At 45.7% G+C, this 19,240-nt stretch carries 14 protein-coding genes; 9 read left to right on the top strand and 5 right to left on the bottom strand.

Annotated elements, in window-relative coordinates; translation table 11 throughout:
• The first annotated feature begins 20 nt into the window (after nt 1–20).
• A complete protein-coding gene (gene prsK, locus MHM99_RS03205) occupies nt 21–2,093 on the top strand; it encodes an XrtA/PEP-CTERM system histidine kinase PrsK (RefSeq protein WP_239218104.1) in 2,073 nt (690 codons plus the stop codon).
• 75 nt (nt 2,094–2,168) lie between these two features.
• Nucleotides 2,169–3,530: a PEP-CTERM-box response regulator transcription factor gene (gene prsR, locus MHM99_RS03210; RefSeq protein WP_014950451.1), complete on the top strand. Its 1,362-nt coding sequence runs from the start codon at nt 2,169–2,171 to the stop codon at nt 3,528–3,530.
• Between the two features lie 93 nt (nt 3,531–3,623).
• Here the strand turns inward: prsR and MHM99_RS03215 are convergent, their stop codons facing one another.
• The 4 genes from MHM99_RS03215 to MHM99_RS03230 form a co-directional block, all read right to left on the bottom strand.
• Nucleotides 3,624–3,941, bottom strand: coding sequence for a hypothetical protein (locus MHM99_RS03215; RefSeq protein WP_014977236.1), 318 nt, complete (start codon nt 3,939–3,941; stop codon nt 3,624–3,626).
• 18 nt (nt 3,942–3,959) lie between these two features.
• On the bottom strand, nt 3,960–6,092 hold the full coding sequence (locus MHM99_RS03220; protein WP_239218106.1) for a GGDEF domain-containing protein: 2,133 nt from the start codon (nt 6,090–6,092) through the stop codon (nt 3,960–3,962).
• Nucleotides 6,093–6,220: 128 nt separating this feature from the next.
• Nucleotides 6,221–6,544, bottom strand: a complete 324-nt coding sequence (locus MHM99_RS03225) for a replication protein RepA (protein WP_168533939.1) — start codon at nt 6,542–6,544, stop codon at nt 6,221–6,223.
• A complete protein-coding gene (locus MHM99_RS03230) occupies nt 6,504–7,199 on the bottom strand; it encodes an AAA family ATPase (RefSeq protein ID WP_014950447.1) in 696 nt (231 codons plus the stop codon). Before MHM99_RS03230 ends, MHM99_RS03225 begins: the two co-directional genes overlap by 41 nt.
• Nucleotides 7,200–7,424: 225 nt before the next feature.
• Here MHM99_RS03230 and MHM99_RS03235 point away from each other — a divergent pair, with 225 nt between their 5' ends.
• The 6 genes from MHM99_RS03235 (at nt 7,425) to MHM99_RS03260 (ending at nt 16,619) form a co-directional block, all read left to right on the top strand.
• Nucleotides 7,425–8,165: a glutathione peroxidase gene (locus MHM99_RS03235; RefSeq protein WP_014950446.1), complete on the top strand. Its 741-nt coding sequence runs from the start codon at nt 7,425–7,427 to the stop codon at nt 8,163–8,165.
• An 84-nt stretch (nt 8,166–8,249) separates the two neighbouring features.
• The gene (locus MHM99_RS03240; RefSeq protein ID WP_239218234.1) at nt 8,250–9,338 is read left to right on the top strand and encodes an alpha/beta fold hydrolase; all 1,089 of its coding nucleotides are present in this window, start codon (nt 8,250–8,252) and stop codon (nt 9,336–9,338) included.
• A 226-nt stretch (nt 9,339–9,564) separates the two neighbouring features.
• Entirely contained in the window at nt 9,565–10,035 is a 471-nt protein-coding gene (locus tag MHM99_RS03245; RefSeq protein WP_239218236.1) for a hypothetical protein, read from the top strand.
• Nucleotides 10,036–10,223: 188 nt separating this feature from the next.
• On the top strand, nt 10,224–11,624 hold the full coding sequence (locus MHM99_RS03250) for a TolC family protein (protein ID WP_239218108.1): 1,401 nt from the start codon (nt 10,224–10,226) through the stop codon (nt 11,622–11,624).
• Nucleotides 11,625–11,629: 5 nt separating this feature from the next.
• Complete coding sequence (locus MHM99_RS03255) at nt 11,630–13,369, top strand: efflux RND transporter periplasmic adaptor subunit (RefSeq protein ID WP_239218110.1); 1,740 nt, start codon at nt 11,630–11,632, stop codon at nt 13,367–13,369.
• Complete coding sequence (locus MHM99_RS03260; protein WP_239218112.1) at nt 13,362–16,619, top strand: efflux RND transporter permease subunit; 3,258 nt, start codon at nt 13,362–13,364, stop codon at nt 16,617–16,619. The genes MHM99_RS03255 and MHM99_RS03260 overlap by 8 nt, the downstream gene beginning before the upstream one ends.
• Nucleotides 16,620–16,704: 85 nt before the next feature.
• On the opposite strand, the gene MHM99_RS03265 is transcribed toward MHM99_RS03260, so the two are convergent.
• Complete coding sequence (locus MHM99_RS03265) at nt 16,705–17,919, bottom strand: dipeptidase (protein WP_239218114.1); 1,215 nt, start codon at nt 17,917–17,919, stop codon at nt 16,705–16,707.
• A gap of 392 nt (nt 17,920–18,311) precedes the next feature.
• Between MHM99_RS03265 and MHM99_RS03270 the strand changes: the two genes are divergently transcribed.
• A complete protein-coding gene (locus tag MHM99_RS03270; RefSeq protein ID WP_239218116.1) occupies nt 18,312–19,082 on the top strand; it encodes a SapC family protein in 771 nt (256 codons plus the stop codon).
• The last annotated feature ends 158 nt before the right edge of the window (nt 19,083–19,240 follow it).

Below are 19,240 nucleotides of genomic sequence, written 5' to 3' on the forward strand. Positions count from 1 at the left end.
AATAAAGGTGAGATAAAAGGATGATTTCAGATGTAGGCTATGGGTTAAATAGTCTGGCGCACTTAGCCCTTTTATTGCTGTTGTTAACGGTACGTAAACCCGGCGTAGCCAAGCATTTATTGGTATTGGCGACCGCAGCTACCTTTTTATGGTCTACAACCTTAATCACTTCGCTATTTGGACCTATCTCGCTAAGCTGGTTACTCAGCGCTGACGTGCTTAAGCAGCTCGCATGGTTACTCTTTTTGGCTGGCTGTATACAGACCAGCTTTAGTAATATCTTCGACGTTCTAAAACGACCTGTAACGTTAATTATTATTGCCCCCGCACTAGCAGCATTGCTAGCCCCTTATCTATTGGTAGTAAATCCCGCGTGGAGCTTTCTTGTACTGATCGTGCTGTCATTAGAAGTGCTTGTTCTTCTGGAAGTTGTATATCGACAGGCGGGGCGTGAGCAGTGGGCGTTTAAACCAATCATTATTTATCTGGGAGCAACCAACCTGTTTGAGTTCGTTACTTATGCAAACGCTACCATGGTAAACCAGGTTGAAATTGGCTACATAGCGGCACGAGGCTATATTTACTTCTTGTTAATGCCCTTACTCGTCATATCGATACGACGAATTCATCACTGGGGCATTGATATCTTTATCTCGCGGGACGTGGTATTGCACAGCTCTCTACTCTTAGTGGCGGGCGGTTATCTTTTTGTGATGGCTGTTGTCGGCTACGCCATAAATTATATGGGAGGCAACTGGGGAGCGACGGTTCAAATCATATTGGTTGTGATGTCATTCGCATTGCTCGCCACTGTATTCTTGTCCAACGGCTTTCGCACTAAGATAAAAGTATTTATCACTAAACATTTCTTTGCGAATCAGTTCGACTACCGCGTTGAATGGGTGAAATTAACGCAGTGGTTAACACGTGCAGGGGATACCTCATCAGATGTTTACAACGCTGGCCTAACAGGAATGCTTAACGCCATTCAATATGAGTCAGGTCTGCTGTTTAAAGTAACGCAGAATGGCTATGAATGCGTGGCTAAGGCATCACCTATTACAAACACTGCGTCAACAGATAACAATGAATCGTCAACTGATTCGAGAGAAAACAACGCTACCTGTACAACGTTGGAAACGCTTGCAAGTTACAGCGACAAAAATGGCTGGATCATTGATACGGACGCCTACCTCGTCAAACCATTCGATTACGAGGGGTTAAAGCTAGATAGAGATGCACTAAAAGCATGGGGCTACCAACTCTTCGTACCTTTCTTAAAAGAGGGAAAACTGTGGGGATTTGCTGTTCTCGCGTCAGGAGACAATGAAAAAATCACTTTAAATTGGGAAGTGAAAGACTATCTAACCGCCGTATCTGAGCAAGTAGGCACGTACATGCAGCACCACGAGGCCGCTCAAGTGGTAGCAGAAAACGCCCAATTTGCGGCATTCAATCGAATGTCTGCGTTCGTTTTACATGACTTAAAAAATGTACTAGCTCAAGTCGACCTTATTCTTGCCAATGCTCAACAGCATAAACATAACCCTGAATTTATCGAAGACACCTTCGAAACCTTGGAGCATACTAAGGCAAGAATGGAAAAAATGCTCAAGCAGCTGACTGATAAGAAGGCCGTTGAAGAAGGTGTAAACTCAGAATTTTTGATTTCGGAGCTGGCCAAAGATGTGGTCAACAACCGCTGTTCAGGTTTACGTCCGCTACCAACAGTTCATGTGCTAAAAGAAACGGCCGTGACGGTTGATAAGGATAAGGTGGCAAACGTGCTTTATCACCTAATCAGCAACGCTCAGCAGGCAACCCCAGATGACGGAGAAGTCGACGTGGTGATTACTGGAAATTCTGACAACAAAACGCAGCTAGTTTTGATAGAAGATACAGGGTCAGGTATGGATAAAGCGTTTATTGAAGAGCGACTATTCAAGCCATTTGATACCACGAAAGGCAATGCTGGTATGGGTATTGGTGCATATGATGCAAAAACATATATCGAGTCTATCGGTGGCAAACTAACTGTTCAAAGTGAACCTGGACGCGGTAGCTGTTTTACGCTGTATTTTCCGATAGGATAGGGTGTATAACTAAAAAGTGGATATTATCAAATCCACTCCCTTTCGATGGATGAAGTAGAATAATAGGATGATGAAATGACCGATACCATTTTGGTAGTAGATGATGATTTAGGTATCCAAAAGCAACTTAAATGGAGTCTTACCGATTACAACGTTGTTTTTGCGGACGATCACACATCTGCCATAGCCCAGCTCCGTCGTTTTGAACCTAAGGTTGTTACCCTAGATTTAGGGCTTCCGCCAGATCCAGCGAATGCGTCGGAAGGTTTGCGTATTCTTCACGACATCATTGCGCTAGCGCCTAGAACCAAAGTTATCGTTGTTACAGGTAATAACGATAAACAACACGCATTAAAAGCAATCGATTTTGGGGCATACGATTTTTATCAGAAGCCTATCGATTCAGATACCATCAAATTATTGGTGCACCGTGCGCTTAACCTGTCTAAGTTAGAGCATGAGAATAGCATTCTTGCCCGCACCCGTTCTGGCATGTCCAGAATAGTGGGTAACAGCGAAGCCATTCAAAAAGTGGTACGTCGCGCTGAGAAAATTGCTAATACCGACATAAGCACTCTGTTACTTGGTGAAAGTGGCACAGGTAAAGAAGTTTTCGCGCGCAGTATTCATGAACACAGCCCTAGAAAAGACAAACCTTTTGTTGCTATTAACTGTGCGTCTATCCCAGAGAACTTACTAGAAAGTGAGTTGTTCGGTTACGAAAAAGGGGCGTTTACTGGCGCGAACAAAACCACCGTCGGCAAGATAGAAACAGCACAAGGCGGAACACTGTTTTTAGATGAGATTGGTGATATGCCCATTGGTCTGCAAGCTAAGATGCTTCGGTTTTTGCAGGAGCGCGTGATCGAGCGCGTTGGTGGACGCAATGAAATTCCCGTTGATATACGCGTAATTTGTGCAACGCACCGCGATTTACAGGCTATGGTGGCACAAGAAACATTCAGGGAAGATTTATATTACCGTGTGGGGGAAATGCCGATCATGATCCCTCCTTTACGTGAACGAGACCAAGACATTATTTTACTTGCACGTACGTTCTTGAATATTTATCGCGAAGAATTCAAAGCTAAAGCGAAGAGCTTTTCAGAAACTGCAGTTAACGCCATGCTAGCCCATAAGTGGCCGGGCAACATTCGAGAAATGCAAAACAAGCTAAAGTCTGCGGTTATTATGGCTGAAGGTACGGTAATTCAACCTGACGATTTAGGCTTGATGCCTGTAGATGCCCATGATGAGCCTGAAACGTTGAATCTGCGTGAAGTGCGAGAAATTGCTGAAAGTCGAGCTATTCGCAGGGCCTATCAAAAAGCAGATAAGAATATGTCGAAAACGGCAGAATTACTTGGCGTCACTCGTCCCACGTTGTATTCGCTCATTGATAAATACCATATGGAAGACATCAAAAATAGCGACTAGGGTAGGCATGACTACCAAACAAGAGAGAAATGTACTTCTCACCTGTTGATATCTGGGCGAACTCGCAGTTCGCCTTTATCCTTGTGTACCCACCTAAAATACAAACTGGCAGTGAGACTCTGCTAAGACGTCATGACCGCTGAAGGTCACCTCAACCGACACTTGGTTAGAGCCACGCTCAACAAAGATAACGCTCCCACAAATGTTACACACGTGGTGGGTTTCGTCATTAGCCTCGTGTAGTTCCGCTAGCGCTGACGGTGCACAGTCAATAACCAGCTGCTCTTTTTCAACTGTAACGCGCAGTTCACTGGTATCTGAATGGCTTAGCGTTTCGTCATCGGCGTCAAGCTCTCCGATATGATCAATTTCATATTGAATTGCTTGGCAGCTGCAGCTTCCTCTGTACATATCTCTATTCCTCTACTGCTATTTCTCGAGGGTCTCCGGCCATTTGATACTTGCCACGTTGTTGAACGATGTGGCAATTCTCGAACCAGGAAAATTAAATTTCGTATCTAGTGGAGTGGGGTATTCCCTTGGAATTTTAAGCGTTTCGATTACGCCAACCCATCCATTTCTCCCTGATAACTTAGTGGCATACAGCGCGTAATCGATAACAGCGAATGTACGTTTCCACGCGGTATCAAAGTCTTCCTCTCTATCTGGAGGAAGCAGCGAAAAGCCAATGCTACAAGTAATATTGATTGGTTTTTCTAAGCCGATATCAAAAGGGGTGCTTGCGACCATTTCTCGGCAGCGCTCGGCAACCTCAGGGAGCTCTTCACGAGTGGATTGGCGACAAACCACAAGAAACTCCTCGCCTCCCCATCGAATAATTAAATCCGTTTGTCTGAACACCTCTTTGAGGACATTGGCAAACGCTGATAGCACTTTATCGCCGGCAATATGCCCATAGTCGTCGTTGATGCGCTTAAAGTGGTCGATATCAATAAGTAAGCAAAGTAAGTCTTGTTTCGTCTTTCCTGTGCTGGGGCTTTGTTTCGCCGAGAACTGGCTGCGCCTTATTTCACCGGGAAGCTGCGATTCGAGGTAGTGCCTATTGTACAAACCCGTTAACGGATCGCGCAGGCTTACCTCTTCTAGCGTTTTATAGGCTCTTTCCAGTTCTTGATTTTTTTCTTGAAGATTGAGTGTTTGCTGGCGTACTTCTCGGCGCAAAATAATCGTTTGCTGACGTTGTTTGTAGCGGCTCCACACTAAAAACGTCAAGAGTAACGCTGCTAATGATATGCTCCAAAAAAGAGTCGTCTGCAGGTTTTCTCGCTCAGCTTGCGCTAACGCCAGCTGCTTGGATTCTTCCAGTTTTTCCAACGTCCTAGATTGCCTCACAAGCTCAATTTCAGCCTGCAGACCTTCAATGGCAGACTTGTTTTCCGAATCAAGTAGTACCTCGCGCAGCTGCTGCATAACAGATTGAATATCTAGGGCTTTTTTGAATTCGCCTAGTGATACAAAGGCGCTTAGCTGTAACGAAAGAAAACTAAGCTGTCCTCTAAGGTCTCTATTTTTTCTAGCGTCAATGGTACCCGTGCGAGCCTCTTCCAAGGCTAATTCGAAACTCTGCTCTTTCATATAGGCTTGCGCTAAAGCGAGTCTGCCTTCTTTGACCAATTTTGCCTGGCCCGATGAATCGGCAAATTGCATGGCTTCCTGCAATAACTCTCGCCCTTTAGCTGTATCGCCGTTTTCAACCAATGCTCTTCCCAATAGCATTTTTGCTTCGGCTATGGCCCCTACATCAGAGGTGGATAGCAGGAGTTCAAGACCTTCGTTAATTGCTCTTATTGCTTGGTCTACAGAGCCTGTTTTGAGAGATAAGGCACCAATACGAGTTTTGATCACACCAAGTAATCGGGTCTCCTGTGTTTCCTCGATACTGTCGAAAGCGTCTTGGTAGTAGGTATGAGCCAACGTAGCTTGGTTGAGCAAACTGTATATCTCTCCGATGCGCAGCAACGTAACACTCATTTCACTGGCCATGTTATTTTCACGAAAGTAACGTAGCGCTTGCTTTAACGGCTCCAAAGCGGTTTCAATTTCGCCTTGTTCTTGTTGAATTATGCCTAGCTCAAGGTTCAATTGAGCCTTAAGTAATTCATTACGCTCAATTTGAGCAATAGACATAGCGCGACGCACATAAGTCAGTGCAATGGCATAATTTGAGAGGTGTCTTTCTGAGGTGGCTAGTTGTAATAGCGTTGACGCCATTTTGTTTAATTCACCATCTGTGGTGTAGCGTTCTAAGGCGGCATTAAAAATGGCTTTTGACACCTCAAAACGCGATGCGTTTTGAAGTAAGAGTCCGAGAGCAGAAAATGTATCAGCAGACATTTGTTGCTGTTGTAGCGCTTGCTCTAAAAGCAACAGTGCCTTGCTATCGGCGTCAGCATATTGCTTGGCATTTAAAAGGTTCTCGACATCAGCAATCTCGGTCTTGAAAAGCTCGAACGCTTCTACCGTTTTTACCTGTGCGCCATGCACAGCAATTAGCAGGGCACACACCAGCACGCGCACGATGCTAAATCCTTCACGGCCCATTCGATTGTATCTCCTATACACTGTCAGAACATGCTGTCGGTGAGTATCTCAGTAGGCTAACGCCAAGGCAACATCATTATTGTGAAGGATAAAACGAATGAAATGCGTATTTGGATTTATACTTTAGTCTAATTTATGGTGTTATTTTCAATCCACTCTCGAATCAGTGCAGATTTGGCTTTACCTGTCTTTTGGGCAATGTTTGCAAGTTTTTCAATACATTGCGGCGTCAACGTAAAGGTAGCATGTCGCATACCTTCTGATTTTGCAGGCTTTCTTATCGGCACAACGCGGTCTGTACGAACGTCTTTTAAATCGTTTTTTGCCGCCGATGGTTGCTTTTTATCCACTTTACCTTGGGCATAAAGCAGCGCATCGTCGATAAAATCTTCTACAGTTCGTAGATTGGGCTTAGCTAACGGCTTCGACTTTTTGAGGTTGAGTAAACTCATAAGCATCCTCCACTTTGCCAGCTAGTAGCTCTTCAAACAAGGTTCTTATTTCTGTGGCCGCTTTACCTTCTGGTTCACTCTCAATAACTGACTGCCCTGACTCTTCTGAATCGTCATACATGTTTCTACTAAAAGTAACAGAGTTTAGGACGGGAATACCAAATGAGCGACACACTTCTTTTGCCTCTAGAATACGGTTTGCCAGGCTAGGTAGAGAAGGGCACTGTGTGATAACGAATGCGGCGTTCATTTTCGGGTTAACCATTTTACAGGTAGATAAAATATCTTCCATGTGAGGTACCGTTTTGAGATCGCGACGTTTGGGTCTAAGTGGAATCAGTATATGGTCAGCAACCGCCATTGACGAGCGAAGCGCTAGGTTATCTTGTCCACCACAGTCTATTACAACGTAATCGTAATACTGACGCAGGCTAAGTAATTCGTTACGTATTTTACCATATAACTGAACACAGTTAATTTCAGCGAGACGAGGGTTAGCTTTACGCTCTTGGATCCAGTCTGAGGTCGTTCGCTGCGGGTCACAGTCGACCATTAACACCTTGGCACCTTTTTCAGTGCGAAGATACACTGCAATGTTTTGTGCCAGGCAGCTCTTTCCGCTACCGCCTTTTTCTCCACCAACCAAAATAATCATGGTGATAACCCTCGAATATCGCTTATGTTAAAATACTGAGCGTTACGGTGGGTCGTGAATGGTGTCACGACCGTACCTAACCTCCACTCAAAGCATAGGCAGGCTATCAGCTAGGTTCAGCATCAAAATCGATATTAACGAATGTAAGACAATACCTATTGATTTGTGCAAAAACTCATTCTAGTCTTCTTACTTTATAATTGAGATTACCGATAAGAGGTTGTTATGTCAGAAAGTCGCTTCACTTCCAAAGAAGGCCAAAAAGTACCTAGCGTTTCATTTCCGTGCAGAGAAGGTGAGACGTGGGTAACGAAAACGACAGATGAATTATTTTCTGGCAAAAATGTTGTGGTCTTCTCACTTCCAGGTGCTTTTACACCAACCTGTTCTTCTACCCACTTGCCTCGCTATAACGCTTTAGCGAAAAAGTTTGCGAAACACGGCATTGATGAGATTGTTTGTGTATCGGTAAACGATACTTTCGTTATGAATGCATGGGCCGCAGATCAAGAAGCCGCTAACATAACCGTTATTCCCGACGGTAACGGAGAATTTACCGATGGCATGGGTATGCTAGTCGATAAAGCGGATTTGGGTTTCGGCAAAAGAAGTTGGCGTTACTCGATGCTAGTGAAAGATGGCGTGGTAGACAAAATGTTTATTGAACCTGATGTAGCTGGCGACCCGTTTGAGGTGTCGGATGCAGATACCATGCTGGCTTACATTGCGCCAGAGGAGCAAACTAACGCACCTGTTTCTATTATCACAAAACCGGGTTGTCCTTTCTGTGCTAAAGCGAAAAAACTGCTTGATGAAAAAGGCTACGAGTACGAAGAAATAGTGTTGGGCAAAGATGCATCACTAACCAGCTTAACGGCGATTAGCGGTCGAGAAACTGTGCCGCAGGTCTTTATCGGTGGTAAACATATCGGTGGTTCTGACGATCTAGAGGTTTACTTTAGCTAACGTAATATACGTATTAATCGTCATAAGAAACGGGAGCATGGTAAACTGCTCCCGTTTTTTATTAATTATCCGTAGCGGAGAATAATAGTGTCATCGAAGTTTTTTGTAAAAATGCTCATAGGTATTGTTGCGCTTTTAGGTGTAAATATGGCTATAGCCGCAAATTTATCTATACCCGATACGAGCGAAATGAAAAGCAGAAGTTTTTCAGACCTTCAAAATCAGTTCAAAGCATTTTACGAAAAAGAGTGGGGCCAAACCCAGCCGTGTAGAGAAACGGCACTCAATCGTTTTTCGGTATGCAGCAACGTATTGCGCAATGAAGGCAATTCGCCTTTCATGCTGACCAACAAATCAAGCAGCAAGGTGGCAGTGCTTATCCACGGCTTAAGCGACTCACCTTTCTTCATGCGTGAAATCGCCAACATCTTATTTGAACAGGGTTTTACTGTGCTCGTGCCGCTTTTGCCTGGGCATGGTAAACGAGATGCCGATGATGACATGTCTGACTGGGATTTAGCTGAGCGCTGGCAGGAGCATGTTGATGAAGTCATTAAATTGGCTGAAAGCATGGGTGATACTTTGCTTGTAGGCGGCTTCTCTACAGGTGGCGCACTGGCGGTTGAACATTATCTGGATAGTACAGGAAGCGGAGTAAATAATATTGATGGTCTTATGCTATTTTCTGGCGCGCTGGCGCTGTCTGATAATGCTGAAAGTATGTCTCGAATTTGGGGCATTAAACTCTTAGCCAGAATTATTGATGGAACCTATCAAACTCATGGCCCCAACCCTTACAAGTATCCAAATGTGGCAGGTTTAGCAGGGTTGGAATTGATGGATTTAATAAACATCATTCGGGACAAAGTCGAGGAAGGACAGCAAATTGAAGTGCCGCTATTTGCCGCTCATTCTCAAGCTGATGTAACCACGCCAATTCTCGGAATAGAGCAGTTAATGGACGCAAGTAAAGGTCCGAATAGCTTTTTCGTTATCGATGAATCGTACGGGTTGTGCCATGCAGATTTAGTTGTGAATACAAGCTTGCTCAATAAAATGAATTTCAACGCAAGCATGGTTAATCAGCAAGAAGAGTGTGCGGTACCTAAAGCAAACCCGCTATTTTCAACCATGGGCCTTATGTTGCGAGATTACCTGTCTCAGTTTGAATAAGTTACTGGGGTCTGTTGACCTTTGGTGTACAACAAAGGTCAACATGCCCTAGCTTAGCGAAATTAACGGCTGGCTTTACTGCTTGGTTACATCACGCTATTATTTCGTTGCACTATAGACAGCAATATTTTGAGTACAGTATTTGAGAAAGTTCCGGATTAGTTTAACGCGCAAACGGTATAGGTCGGCGAATGCAAGTTCGTTTATCCTTACACTGTTCTTATTGATGGCCCTTGTGTCGTCAGGTAGCGCTGTATCTATCGAACATTCATACGAACATGCCCATTCAATGTCGGTGGTGACACCGCAGTCGGATGCTGCTCATGCTAACCATCAGGTTCGAATGCCTGAGTCTGCTAATACACATTGTCAGCACCAAGAATTGTCATCACAACATGCGGATTTAAGTGCTAAAAACAGCAAGAGCAAACCCGCTCAGCTCGAGGGCGTCCAAGTTAGCGATGCAGGCGTGAAAAGCGTGAAAGCATCGCAGATGAGCGACATGCCTTGCTGCAAGGATGAATGTAATTGCCCAGCCGATCTCTGTTTTAATCTTAGCGCTAGTGCGCTTATTCAGCCTACCGTTGAAACCGAAATATCGGTAGCCAGAATGGCTGCCACTGCACCTATACTGGGGCAGCGCTCATCTCCTCACTTCGGGCAGTTTCGCCCACCTAAGTCACTTTTCACAGCATAGATCTATCTCGCGGATTTATTTCGCAGCAGAGACGTTTTTATGTCACGACGTCGTCTTGTCGTTTTGAGATGTCTCTAATCTTTTATCTATGTAACGCGTGGTAAGCCTTTTTGCTAATCCCCTTTGTCGAATTTAGCGAAGAGCGGGACAACGTCAACACGCCTTACACCTGAAAAGTGATGTTATACATGAGCAACTATTCGGTACCCAAAAAAGTGAACGAAAGCGCTAACAGACCTTGTAAAGTAAGCGCTTTGTTCGCCTTAATTTTTGTGCTTTCTTCTTTTTTGATGGCTAATAAGCCCGTTGTCGCGCAGACCCTAAGCCTGGAACAAGCGCTGCAGTTAGCTATTCAATACGACCCTTTGCTTAAAGGGAATGCGCATCGAAAGGATCGCTTTAATGCAGAAGCTGAAGCGTCATCATATTGGGCAAATCCTCAGGTTTCAGCGTCTGTACAAAACTTGCCTACCGACGGCTTCGCATTTGACCAAGAGCCTATGACGCAATTTAAAGTTGGTTTGAAGCAGCAGTTACCGCGAGGCGATGAAAACCTCTACAGCCAGCAAAAGTATCAGGTTATGGCTGATCAAATGTCGGTAGAGAGCCAAGCGAGAAAGGCGTGGCTTAAACGTGAGGTTACCCTTACCTGGTTAGATTGGGTCTATGCAACACGTCGCATTGGATTATTGGACAAAGAGAAATCATTGCTTACACAGCTACTCGATTTTACTGACTCCAGATACAGCCAAGGCGTTGGTGCAGCGGCGCAACAAGACATACTGCAAGTGCGCTTGGCATTGTTGTCACTAGACGACAAATATGTGCAGGCCTACCAGCAAAAAAATGAAGCGAGATCGGCACTTTCAAAATGGTTTGGTGCGCCGCTAGATGAATCTGTAAGCGCGCCCCTGACTCAATCAACACGAGACGCCATTGAAGTCGATGCCATTTTAAACGACAGCAACCTAAGCCTTTCTTCGTTCTTAACGGTTATTGATAGCAGTGAGCCTTTTTCAATACTACAGCATCATCCTGAGGCTATGCTGCTTCAAATTCAGACCCAGATAGAAGCGCAAAATGTGAACATAGCGCGAGAGCAAACTAAGTCTCAGTGGGCATTTGAAGCAAGTTATGGATACAGACAAGATGCGCAAAATGGCGCGAGCCGGGCTGACTTTGTGTCATTGGGTGTTCAAGTAGACCTCCCGTTTTTCAATAAGTCTCGTCAAGACGCTTCAATAGCCGCAGCGGCTTCCAAAATGAGTGCGTCTGAAACGGACTTCCGCTTGAAAGTGAACGAGCTTGCCGCGAACGCAGAGGTGCTTAAATCACGCTTGTCAGCGCTAAGTGAGCGCAAAGCGCTTTATGAAACGGCGTTAATTGATGAAACACAGCAACTTTCTGAAGCTGAGCTAACAGCTTACACCACAGACACCGGTGATATCGGTGATGTTGTCAATGCCAACCTCAAGCAAGTACAAGTGCAGGATGATTTACTCAAAATCGACATCGAGCGCGCCAGAACACTGGCGTCACTTGCTTATTTGTACCTGCCCACTCACGTCCATTATTCGAATAAAGAGTAGTTAATATGACATCTTCAACTCACCCTGCGCCAGATACAAAGAGCACGCTAATAAAAGGTTTGCTAGTAGGTCTGCTATTTGGCGGCCTGATAGCGTTCGGCTTGGCCTCACTATTGTTGTCTGATTCATCAAAACACGGAAATGGTGAAAGTGCCCACAGCGGAGTAAACACCCACAGCGATAAAAGTGCCCACAGCGATAATAAAGCCCCTTTATATTGGGTAGCGCCTATGGATGACAGCTATCGCCGTGACAAACCGGGAAAGTCACCGATGGGAATGGACTTGGTGCCGGTATACGCCAATGACGACGCAACATCTGCGAAAAGTAATGAGCGTACGCCTGGTACCGTAATGATTCCGCCAAATGTACAGCACAATATAGGTGTTAAAGTCGCGCCCGTTACCATTGGAGCACTTCAACAGACCGTAACGGCGGTGGGCAACGTTGCTTACGATGAAGATAGCATTGTGCACATCCACCCTAGAGTATCAGGTTGGGTCGACAGGCTTTTCATTAAATCTCAAGGTGAGCAAGTAGAAAAAGGACAGGCACTTTATACCCTGTATTCGCCAGAATTAGTTAGCGCACAAGAAGAATACGTTTTAGCTCTTAAGCGAGGAGATTCACGTTTAATTGAGGGTGCAGCCGAGCGCCTAAAAACTCTAGGGCTATCAAAGGGCGCTATCGAAGAATTGCAGAAAAGTAGACGGGTAGCACAAACCGTCACATTTAACGCGCCGCAAAGCGGTGTAGTAGAAGCGCTGAATATTCGGGAGGGGTTTTACGTTCAGCCCGGGACAACCTTGATGAGCATCGCACAGCTAGATACGGTGTGGGTGATTGCTGAGGTACCTGAAAAATACGCGCAAATCATAGCGCCTCATAATAGCGCTGTGGTTACCCTCGACGAAATGGACCATGGGTCCGATGCTAAATGGGAAAGTCACGTAGAGTATATTTATCCGTCTTTGTCGGAAACAACGCGAACCCTGAAAGTGCGCATACCGCTAAACAATAACAACCACACGTTAAAGCCCAATATGTTTGCCCACGTTGGAATAAAGCCTACTCAACGCAAGGCAGCGTTACTGGTTCCTCGCAGCGCCGTTATTCGCACGGCTGAGGGCGCAAAAGTGGTACTCAGTGATGGCGATGGCAATTTTAAGTCGGTACGCGTAACGCTGGGGCAAAGCGATAGTACACATTTTGAAGTCGTTGAAGGCTTGCTCCCAGAGGATGATGTGGTGGTATCAGCACAATTTTTGATTGATTCAGAGTCGTCGAAAAGCAGTGACTTTGAGCGAATGAAAGCGCCCGATCACCAGGCCACGACAACAGGTACAATTGAGGCAATTGAATTGCCAGCTGACACCGAAACGAATGGCGCTTCGAATAACGCAACGTTAGTAATCGCTCGCGGGCCGATTGAAAAATGGGGGCGGGGACCTGCGACAATGTCATTTGCGGTATCAAAGCATATTGACTTATCTCAGTTTAGTGAAGGTGACAACATCATGTTCACCTTTGTGACTGGCGAAGAATTCACGGTTATTGATATGCGAAAGCGTAGTGAAAATGCGGTGGACAAGGGCATGGTGCATGACTCAGGTCACAGCAATCATAAACATGATGCAGGCAACCTGAAGAGTAATGGAGAGCAAAGCGATGCTCACAAGTCGATGGTTCACAAGTCGGCAGAACAAAAATCGATAAATCATAAGGAGCATATGCACCATGATTGAATCGGTAATTCGCTGGTCGGTAAACAATAGAATACTGGTATTGCTGAGCGCTATTATGCTCAGTATTGCTGGTGTCTGGGCGGTGAAAGATACCCCCGTTGATGCTATCCCTGATTTATCTGATGTCCAAGTCATAGTGAAAGTAAGCTATCCCGGTCAGTCGCCGCAAGTGGTGGAAGATCAGGTGACGTTTCCTCTCACCTCTGCGCTAATGTCAGTGCCTGGCGCACAGACGGTGCGAGGGTATTCATTCTTCGGCGATGCCTACGTATATATAATCTTTGATGATGATACAGACATGTACTGGGCTCGAAGCCGTGTTCTGGAATACTTAAGCCAAGCGTCTTCGCAACTTCCAGAAGGCGTGACACCTCAGTTAGGTCCAGATGCGACAGGGGTAGGTTGGGTTTACATTTATGCGTTGGAGAACGATGCTAGTCAGCCAAATGCGCTAGATGCTGGTGAGTTAAGGGCGTTGCAAGACTGGTTCTTAAAGTTTGAGCTTCAGTCAGTTGAAGGCGTTTCTGAAGTTGCGTCTGTTGGAGGGATGGTTAAACAATACCAAGTTATTGTCGACCCTGAAAAATTACGTGCCTACAACATTCAGCCATCCATGATAGAAATTGCCCTTAAACGGGGTAACCGCGCGTCAGGCGCTTCGGTTATTGAAATGGCCGAGGCAGAGTACATGGTTAGTGCGCAAAGCTACATTCAGGGCATTGACGACATACTGTCGTTGCCTACAGGCGTTATCAAGGACGGCGTTAGCATAACGATTAATGATGTAGCACAAGTGGTAGAAAGCCCGTTGATGCGCCGCGGTATTGCTGAACTAAACGGGAATGGCGAAACCGTGGGTGGCATTATAGTGATGCGCTATGGCGAAAACGCAAAAGCCACTATCGATGCGGTTAAAGCTAAGCTGGATTCATTAAAAGCGAGCTTGCCGGAAGGGGTGAATATCGTTCCCGTGTACGATCGCTCCACCCTTATTGATAAGTCCGTCGATACCCTCACCAATAAGTTGGTGGAGGAATTGCTGGTCGTTGGTTTGGTATGCGCTATCTTCTTGTTTCACATACGTTCATCTATGGTTGCGCTAATCAGTTTGCCTATTGGTATTCTCGCCGCGTTTATCGTAATGAAGCTGCAGGGACTTAATGCCAACATCATGTCTTTAGGTGGCATTGCTATCGCTATTGGTGCAATGGTGGATGGCGCTATTGTTGTGGTTGAAAATTTACACAAGCACATTCATCAGCATGCTGTTTCATCAAGTCAGGGAGCCTCAGCGAGTCAAAGGGATTCAGCAAGTCAGGTTGGGTCAGGGAGTGCCCAGTCGCGAACATCTATACCAACCTTTGCGCCAACATCTGCAAAGCTTTCGGCAGTCAAACGTTGGGAACTGGTGATTAAGTCGACCACTGAAGTTGGCCCAGCTTTATTCTTTGCGCTCCTAATTATAACCGTATCCTTTATTCCTGTTTTTGCGTTAGAAGCACAAGAAGGGCGTCTTTTTGCGCCTCTTGCCTTTACCAAAACCTATGCCATGGCAGCAGCTGCGGCGCTGGCAATTACTTTAGTTCCTGTGCTGGCGGGTTATTTCGTACGCGGAAAAATACGATCTGAAGCCCAGAACCCGGTAAATCGAGCTTTAGAACGTGTGTATCAGCCATTGCTAACGCGGCTGCTTAACTACCCACTGCTCACCTTGGCGGGGGCATTTTGCTTATTGCTTTCCATGTACTGGCCGTTAAACCAACTAGGTAGCGAATTTATGCCCGAACTGGACGAAGGCGATTTGATGTATATGCCTACTACCTATCCGGGTATTTCAGTGGGTAAAGCCAGAGAGCTTTTACAGCAGACGGACAAGCTTATTGCAACCTTGCCCGAGGTTGAAACGGTATTCGGGAAAATTGGACGCGCAGATACGGCCACAGACCCTGCACCATTGACGATGATTGAAACCTTCATTCAGCTTAAACCGAAAGCCCAGTGGAGGGCGGGCATGACCACTGAAAAGCTCAAAGAAGAGCTTAACGCTCTGGTGCAATTTCCAGGGCTGACCAATGCGTGGGTAATGCCAATTAAAACCCGTATCGACATGTTGGCAACCGGGATAAAAACCCCTGTTGGGATCAAGATTGCGGGGCCTGACCTTGCGGGCATTGAAGCCATTGGAAAGGATATAGAGACACTGCTTAAAGACCTGCCCAATACAGCATCAGTATACGCTGAGCGTGTGGTGGGTGGCCGTTACGTTTATATCGATATCGACAGGCAGTTGGCGGCGCGCTACGGCATGACGATAGACGATGTTCACAGTATTGTAGGCTCGGCAGTGGGCGGCAAAGTGGTTACACAATCAGTGGAAGGGCGTGAGCGTTTTCCTATTGCCATGCGCTTTTTACAGCACTACCGCGATACGCCTGAATCTTTAGCATCCATGCCTTTCCTCACACCAAGCGGTGTTCACATTACCCTTGGCGATGTGGCGACCGTGCGTATTGACGACGGGCCGGCTGGGATTAAAAGTGAAAATGCCCGATTAAACGGATGGGTATACATTGATATCTCGTCAGACTCAGCCACGGGTATTGACTTAGGGGGTTATGTAGATAGCGCAAAACGTCATTTGTCAGAGCAACTTGATTTACCCACTGGATACTCCATTAGGTGGGCGGGGCAGTTTGCTTACCTTGAGCGCGCGAAAGCAAAACTGTCGGTGGTTATACCGCTAACGTTAGCCATTATCTGCCTTTTGCTTTATCTGGCATTTAAACGCCTTCGCGATGTGGCACTCATACTCGCGACCTTACCGTTGGCGCTGGTGGGCAGTGTATGGTTGCTTTACCTTCTTAACTTCAATCTGTCGGTGGCGGTAGGTGTTGGGTTTATTGCCTTAGCAGGTGTAGCGGTAGAAATAGGCGTTATCATGCTGGTCTATCTAAACCAATATGTATCAGATGCACTCACTAGCCACGAAACAGAAAATGGCAACACTAAAAAAGATGCGCTTGTGAAAACGGCTATTGTCCATGCCGCCTCGGCAAGACTTCGCCCAGTTATGATGACATCGCTTTCTATTATTGTTGGCTTGTTGCCTGTGCTTTATGCCACTGGAACTGGTAGTGAAGTGATGCAGCGCATTGCGGCGCCTATGGTAGGCGGTATGGCGAGTGCACTGGTATTAACACTGTTGGTATTGCCAAGCGCGTTTTACTTAATTGTGTCACGCAAAAAATAATAGAGTTGAAAGTGCAGTAGAGTAGATAAAGCATGGGGAAGCGATAACACGCTTCCCTACGCTTCATTTTTAAAGCATTGCGCGACTAGTGCGCTGCCGCATAGTCTTCCACTTGTTGCCAAACGCGCAAAAGGTTTCCGCTCAATATCTTTTCAATGTCGGTACGGCTATAACCTCTATCCAGCAATCCTTGTACTAGGTTTGGAAAACTCGCCACGTCTTTAAGCCCAATGGGGAGTGAGTCACCTACACCGTCATAGTCTGAACCAATACCCACGTGATCAACACCAATCAGTTTTACCACGTGATCGATATGGTCAAGCACTTCATCAAGAGTTGAATAAGGGTATGGCACTTCTTTGCGATAATTCTCTTCAAAGTTCTCTAGCTTAGGGCTGTCTTCGCCTTCTTTTTCAACCAAGGCTTTGCGCGCTGCAGTAAGGCCATTACGCCACTTTCCAGCTTCTTTAGATACAAAACTAGAACCAAAGTTAATCATAATAACACCGCCATTTTCGCCGAGTTTTTTGATCATCTCGTCGTCCATGTTGCGCTCAAAACCGGGGGTAAAGCGGCGCAGTGAAGAATGTGACGCTATAACTGGCACCTTTGTTAACTCAATAACTTGGTAAAAGGCGTCGTCAGACACATGGGAAATATCCAGCATAATACCAATGTTGTTCATTTCGCCCACTAAGGTTTTGCCAAACGGGCTAAGGCCTTTCCATTTTCTGCGCAGGTCATACGAAGAGTCAGAAATGTGGTTAGCTTGACTATGAGCAAGGGTGATGTAGCGAATCCCGCGCTCGTAAAAAGCCGTTAGATTCGCCAAGTCACCTTGAATAGGAGAACCATTTTCCATGCCCATTGGCAGTGAAATTAACCCTTTTTCAAATTGGGCTTTTACGTCAGAAGGGCTTTTAGCAATGGCAAATTTATCAGGTGCACGGGCAACAATGGCTTCTACTGAATCGATGAGCTCATGGGCAAGCTGCGTAGATTCTGGAGAGTTGTCTAAACTAGCAGGCACGTAAATACTCATAAAAGGGGCGTTCAAACCACCAGATACTGCACGAGGGTAGTCGAAGTCGCCGTCCTGCGTGGCTTTAGTGACATCAACCCACTTTTCCTTGACGCGATAAGGAACATCAATGTGTCCATCAACAATAATAGTTTCTTGTGCGATCTTGATAGCTTTTTCAGATGCTGAATAAGTAGAGGTCTCAGCAAGTACATAGTGTGAAGCAAAAAGCGCAGAGATAAGTAATGCGCAAGATGAGAGTGGGAAGCGCCCCTTCATAGAAAATCCTTATTTTGTTTTTTTATCGCTTAGGTCAACAACCGCTAACTTAATAGCAATACGAGACTAAAGGATAATGAACACCGCGACAATAGGCTTTTACTTGCTAAGCATTTACCCAGATTGCTCTCGCTAAGCCCTAAATTAGTCGATATTGCTCATTTTTAGAGCGCTTGTGCTTGTTTACTTCAAGTTTACATTGCAATAAAAATTTAAAACTTGTTATGGTGAAGACTGCGTGACTTCATTGCGCGAATACGGGATACTCCCAAGCGCTCCGCCAATTATCGATGACTACTATGCATCAGCGCGGCCGACGTAATTTTTTAGTGGCACCCGCTCTTCTCACATAATCAAGCCGGGGCCACAGCTAACAAGTATGAGAAATAAATATGGCTATTAATTTTGTACCGCTAGATAAAGAAAAGCATAAAGACCTAAAGGTTGCGGTAAATACATCTTTCAGCTTTGCGAAAAATACACACCTTGCAGCAGCAACGATCCGTGAATTTGCACAACTAGCTGCGACAATGCCGCTAGTGTTCATTGAAGACACTACATCAAAGCGTCACCACGTTGTGACTATGCTTGGTATGGAACAAGGTCAAAACCTTTTTCTAACTGGCGACAGCTGGAAAGGCCCTCACGTTCCAATGAACATCCTTCGCTATCCATTCGACGTGCGTCCAGACGGCGACAAGCTTGGCGTTTACATTGATGAAAACTCTGACCTTATTTCTGACGAAGGCCAAGCGCTATTCACCGAAGCTGGTGAAGCAAGCGAGTTCCTAGATAACCGTCAGAAATTCCTAGCAGACCTTGCGAATAGCGAAATGCTAACTCAGCGTTTTGTTGCGAAAGTCGTTGAACTGGACCTTCTTGATCCAATTCAAATTCGCCTTACTTACCAAGATGGTAAACAGCGCAATGTTACCGGCATGATGAGCATCAACGAGAAGAAGCTTCTTGAGCTGCCAGAAGAGCAGGTGCTTGAGCTACACAAGCAAGGCTTCCTAGGTGCTATCTACGCAGTAATGATGTCTGTTGGTCAGCTAAACCGCCTTGTTGAGCTTTCTAACGACACAGAAAACCCAATTCGCAGCATGCAGCTTTCTGCGGTTAAAGCAGAAGAAGCAACACCTGAAGCGGCGCCAAACGCGTAATCGCTCCCTCATTTTGAAGTTTAAAAGCCCGCAAAGTTGCGGGTTTTTTTGTACCTAAAATTCACGTTCAGACTTCGTCACGTTTCGTTCAGAAACCGTTAAGTTTTAATGTCTTATCTTATGCGGGCTGGTTATTACAGTTCCCAACACATTTTTTA

This window comes from Alteromonas sp. MmMcT2-2, from assembly GCF_022348305.1.
GTDB lineage: Bacteria > Pseudomonadota > Gammaproteobacteria > Enterobacterales > Alteromonadaceae > Alteromonas > Alteromonas macleodii.

What these genes read in the sequence shown, in the direction of transcription:
- prsK (WP_239218104.1), top strand. Translation starts at nt 21, where the DNA reads ATGATTTCAGATGTAGGCTATGGGTTAAATAGTCTGGCGCACTTAGCC.
- prsR (WP_014950451.1), top strand. Translation starts at nt 2,169, where the DNA reads ATGACCGATACCATTTTGGTAGTAGATGATGATTTAGGTATCCAAAAG.
- MHM99_RS03215 (WP_014977236.1), bottom strand. Translation starts at nt 3,941, where the DNA reads ATGTACAGAGGAAGCTGCAGCTGCCAAGCAATTCAATATGAAATTGAT.
- MHM99_RS03220 (WP_239218106.1), bottom strand. Translation starts at nt 6,092, where the DNA reads ATGGGCCGTGAAGGATTTAGCATCGTGCGCGTGCTGGTGTGTGCCCTG.
- MHM99_RS03225 (WP_168533939.1), bottom strand. Translation starts at nt 6,544, where the DNA reads ATGAGTTTACTCAACCTCAAAAAGTCGAAGCCGTTAGCTAAGCCCAAT.
- MHM99_RS03230 (WP_014950447.1), bottom strand. Translation starts at nt 7,199, where the DNA reads ATGATTATTTTGGTTGGTGGAGAAAAAGGCGGTAGCGGAAAGAGCTGC.
- MHM99_RS03235 (WP_014950446.1), top strand. Translation starts at nt 7,425, where the DNA reads ATGTCAGAAAGTCGCTTCACTTCCAAAGAAGGCCAAAAAGTACCTAGC.
- MHM99_RS03245 (WP_239218236.1), top strand. Translation starts at nt 9,565, where the DNA reads ATGGCCCTTGTGTCGTCAGGTAGCGCTGTATCTATCGAACATTCATAC.
- MHM99_RS03250 (WP_239218108.1), top strand. Translation starts at nt 10,224, where the DNA reads ATGAGCAACTATTCGGTACCCAAAAAAGTGAACGAAAGCGCTAACAGA.
- MHM99_RS03255 (WP_239218110.1), top strand. Translation starts at nt 11,630, where the DNA reads ATGACATCTTCAACTCACCCTGCGCCAGATACAAAGAGCACGCTAATA.
- MHM99_RS03260 (WP_239218112.1), top strand. Translation starts at nt 13,362, where the DNA reads ATGATTGAATCGGTAATTCGCTGGTCGGTAAACAATAGAATACTGGTA.
- MHM99_RS03265 (WP_239218114.1), bottom strand. Translation starts at nt 17,919, where the DNA reads ATGAAGGGGCGCTTCCCACTCTCATCTTGCGCATTACTTATCTCTGCG.
- MHM99_RS03270 (WP_239218116.1), top strand. Translation starts at nt 18,312, where the DNA reads ATGGCTATTAATTTTGTACCGCTAGATAAAGAAAAGCATAAAGACCTA.